Source organism: Acidiferrobacter sp., from assembly GCF_054609335.1.
This window is the reverse complement of record NZ_JBTRWP010000095.1, coordinates 1-3,828: the sequence shown is the minus strand read 5'-3', so window position 1 is coordinate 3,828 and position 3,828 is coordinate 1. Positions and strand designations below refer to the sequence as shown.

Annotated in this window: 3 protein-coding genes and 1 pseudogene; 1 reads left to right on the top strand and 3 read right to left on the bottom strand. The window is 61.8% G+C overall.

Features of this window, described 5'->3' with window-relative positions; genetic code table 11:
* Positions 1-209, top strand: a pseudogene (locus ACYCTF_RS14160) (hypothetical protein); the annotation flags it as partial.
* A gap of 11 nt (positions 210-220) precedes the next feature.
* Here ACYCTF_RS14160 and ACYCTF_RS14155 read toward each other — a convergent pair.
* The 3 genes from ACYCTF_RS14155 to ACYCTF_RS14145 are packed head-to-tail and all read right to left on the bottom strand — an operon-like array spanning position 221 to position 3,386.
* The gene (locus tag ACYCTF_RS14155) at positions 221-1,222 is read right to left on the bottom strand and encodes a tyrosine-type recombinase/integrase (protein ID WP_461265815.1); all 1,002 of its coding nucleotides are present in this window, start codon (positions 1,220-1,222) and stop codon (positions 221-223) included.
* Complete coding sequence (locus ACYCTF_RS14150) at positions 1,219-2,154, bottom strand: tyrosine-type recombinase/integrase (protein ID WP_461265817.1); 936 nt, start codon at positions 2,152-2,154, stop codon at positions 1,219-1,221. Before ACYCTF_RS14150 ends, ACYCTF_RS14155 begins: the two co-directional genes overlap by 4 nt.
* Positions 2,151-3,386, bottom strand: coding sequence for a site-specific integrase (locus ACYCTF_RS14145; protein ID WP_461265819.1), 1,236 nt, complete (start codon positions 3,384-3,386; stop codon positions 2,151-2,153). The genes ACYCTF_RS14150 and ACYCTF_RS14145 overlap by 4 nt, the downstream gene beginning before the upstream one ends.
* Between the last annotated feature and the right edge of the window lie 442 nt (positions 3,387-3,828).

The window sequence follows — 3,828 nt, the reverse complement described above, 5'->3', positions numbered from 1 at the left end:
GGGGGCGGCGCCTCGCCGGCTCCAGCGTCCGGCGGATGTTCGTCAGACTCTCCCGCGCCGTCGGCCTGCGCCCTGCAAACGGTTCGCCCCGCGCTGGCCGCGGGCCGCGGCTGCAGGACTTTCGCCATAATTCCGGCACCCAGATTATTCCGGCAATGGGTGAGCAATGTGTCTATATCCCGGAGAATCGCGTGATCGGGGGCGCATGATGACGGAATAATCAGAGGGAGTTCAGGAAGGCCAAGACGCGATCGCAGGGCCTATAGCGAGAGGCGCGAGCCTTTGGAGTGGCGGTGGCCTTCGCCAACGCCTCTTCTTTCAGCTGCATATCGGCCTGCAAGTAGATCGCGGTGGTTTCTATCGACTCGTGGCCCAGCCACAACGCGATGACGGACGTGCCCACGCCGTGGTGAAGAAGATTCATCGCGAGCGAATGACGCAAGGAATGAGGCGTTATGCGCTTTTGGGTCAATGAGGGGCAGTGACGGCGGGCGACCGCCAGATGTTTGTTCAGCAGGTATTCCAGGCCGTCATGACCCAAGGCCTGCCCCCGCGTGGTGGGGAAGACCGGATCGGAGGGTTGCGCCTGACGTTCCCGTAGCCAGCTCCGTAGGACCGTGACGGCCTCCTGGCGTAGCGGAGTGCACCGTGTCTTGCGCCCTTTACCCAGGCACTGTACGTGCGCACCGGCGCCGAAGACGATGTTCTCGCAGCGTAAGCCGGTGAGTTCAGTCGCTCGCAGTCCCGTCTGAACGGCGAGCAGCAACAGGGCGCGATCCCGCCGTCCGCTCCAGGTGGCAAGGTCAGGTGCAGCGAGCAGAGCATCGATTTCGACCGGTGTCAGGAAACAGATCGGTCGACGGATGTAGCGTTTACTGGGCATCGCGAGCACACGCGCCGCCACGGCGTTGTACTCGGGTGCATGCAAGGCGACATAGCGGAAGAAGGAATGGATGGCGGCGAGGCGCACGTTGCGACTGCGGGCGCTGTTGTCGCGTTTTTGCTCGAGGTGATCGAGGAACGCGCCAAGAAACGGCGTATCCAGATCCGGCAAGGTCAACTGCGAGGGCGCTTTGCGCAAATGCTTTTGGGCAAACTGCAGCAGCAGGCGAAAGGTGTCGCGATAGCTCGCAATGGTATGGGGACTGGCCTGTCGCTGGCGCATCAGCCGATCCAGGAAGAAGGACTCTAACAGCGCGGGAAAGGGGCTAGCAGCGTTCATAGACGGGCCCTCCGCTCGGATCGTTCCACCCGGTTGAGCGCGTAGCGCAACAACTGCGGCGTCGCCGTCAAATACCACTGCGTGTCGGTAATATGGGCATGCCCCAAATACGTGGAAAGCGCCGGCAGATGGCGCTCGACATCGACCCCGTGTCGATACCACCTGAGAAGGGTATGGATGGCGAGCCGGTGACGAAACCCGTGCAGACGCGGTCCGTGCGAGTCCCCGGGACCACGCAGGCCGCTCTGGTGAGACACTTTGACGAATGTCCACCGCAGCATGTCGTATGTCACGCCGTGGCCGCGGTCAGAGAGGAAGAAGCGGGGACTATCGGGGGAGCGACACAAACGATCCCGAAGTCTGGCGTAGCGTTGCAAAGCGCGTTGCGTGGAAGGATGCAAGGGGACATATCGGGCTTTACCAAACTTCGAATCCCGAATCGTCAGCACGCCGCAGACGAGGTCCACGTCGTCCCGATCCAGATGTAAGGCCTCGGTAGCCCGCAGGCCGGTGGCGACGTACAGTCCAAAGAGCGTAGCAAAGATGTGCGGGCGCAAGCCGATCGCGGAGGGCAACTGCCGTGCCGCCTTGAGCAGTTGGCGGATCTCCTCGTCACTGGCAATATCGGGTGCCACCCGCCGGTACCGGTGGGGAAGTAAATCCGGCAACGGCACCACGGTGCGCGGATCACGGGGCAGGCAGTAGCGTGCGAAACGACGCACCATCCCCAAGCGGTTGGCCCACTGGGACGGTTGCGCCTGGGCCGGTTGGGTGGCCCAGCTCAAGGCCAGCTCGGTGGTGATATAATCGGCGCCTGAGTGTTCGGCGAAGTCGACAAATCGCTGCAACAGTCGTCCTTCGAGGCGCAGCTTGTACCCCAAGGCGCGACGCACGGCGAGATACTCATCGAACGCGGTTTGTAAGGCGCTCATGACGCACCTCCCATCCACGGCAGCGCAATATCGCGCAGCGCCTCGATATCGACCTTGGCATAGATCTGCGTCGTCGTGGGCTGCCGGTGACGCAACAGTTGACCGATCTCGCCCAGAGAGGCGCCCCGGCGCAGCATGTGGGTGGCCAGAGAATGTCTCAACAAATGGGCCCCTTTGAAGTCGGGGTTCAATCCGGCGCGCTTGAGGGCGCGACGCACCACACAGCAAATGGCGCTTAAGCGGAGACCATGCCGCGGAGCCTTCATGCGGATAAAGACCGTGCGCGTCGAACACGCTGGGCGTACGTGGCGCAGATAGCAGACCAGGGCCTCACCGACGTCTTTCGGCAACGGGAGTCGTTCCCATCGCTGACCTTTACCGCGCACCACAACCTCGCCTCGCTCCCAATCCAGGTCGTCTAATGTCATGGCGAGCACTTCTCCGCCGCGCAACCCGAGTCGCGCCAAGAGCATCAAGATCGCATAATCCCGCTGACCGGTGGGCGTGCCGCGATCGCAGCACCGAAGCAGTTGCTCGACCTGCTCACGCGGGAGCGACTTGGGGAGGTGCGACAACCGCCAACGAGCCACCCCGAAGAGGGCGCCGGCCAGATCCGTTTTGATCGCGCCGCGCTGGCGCAGAAAGCGCAGGAAAGAGCGGAGCGCGGTGACGGTCGTTCCGGCATGCGTACGGCTGACGCGCCGGGCTTGACGAAGAATGAAGCGATGCAGATCCCGTGGCTGCAAATCCTGAAGGCGCAAGGCCTGGCCCTCGAAGTGCTCGGTCAAAAACCGCCGCACGATGGGGAGATAGCCTATCACCGTCGCGCGCGCCAAACCGCGCTCGGCGCTCAGGAATACCTCATAATCGCGCGTGAGCCGATCGCAAGCGGTCTGGCCTTGTGTTTGCGGTAACGCGGGGATCACCCCGAGACCGCGTAAAAATGCCAGCAGTTGATGGTCAGTAGTGGCATCGCCGCGTCGCGTTGACCGGCGATGGCCAGCGTCAAACTGGGCAAGCCGCGCCTCGTCCAGTTTGACGAGCGGCAATCGGTGTTGGCTCAACCAGAAGCTGAGATCCCCTATCCGCACACACTTGAGTTTGATCGTGGACGCAACATAGCCCTCGCTGGCGAGGAATTCCGCAAATTTCTCTCTGTGAGCGGCGATTGGCCCAACACACACCGGTTTAATGGATGTCGTTACAGCGCTCTTACGATGGATCTTCATCATCCGTCTCCTCACGTTTGGGGAAAATCCCCAATTGGAGACGAGAGCCGAATGCGCGAGCGATTGCAACATCAAGACCGGAATCAACTCGGCCTACTCGCCGTAAATTCCCGACCTTACGGTATCCGCCATTTTGTGGTGATCCCTTCACTACCCCCTTATCGGCCGTGTTTTGGCGTTCCTGAACTCCCTCTGATTATTCCGTCATCATGCGCCCCCGATCACGCGATTCTCCGGGATATAGACACATTGCTCACCCATTGCCGGAATAATCTGGGCGCCGGAATTATGGCGATAATTCCGCCGGCGGAATTAGGTCCACTCGTTCGTCACCGGCCGGCTGGTGGCATGGTACCGCGCCGGGGCGGATGTCACGCGCGAGCTGCCGAAGCTTGCGACGTATGTCGGCCACACCGAAGTTGGCCTCACCTACTGGTACATCGAG

Coding starts and splice junctions, on each gene's coding strand:
- ACYCTF_RS14155 (WP_461265815.1), bottom strand. CDS start 1,222: ATGAACGCTGCTAGCCCCTTTCCCGCGCTGTTAGAGTCCTTCTTCCTG.
- ACYCTF_RS14150 (WP_461265817.1), bottom strand. CDS start 2,154: ATGAGCGCCTTACAAACCGCGTTCGATGAGTATCTCGCCGTGCGTCGC.
- ACYCTF_RS14145 (WP_461265819.1), bottom strand. CDS start 3,386: ATGATGAAGATCCATCGTAAGAGCGCTGTAACGACATCCATTAAACCG.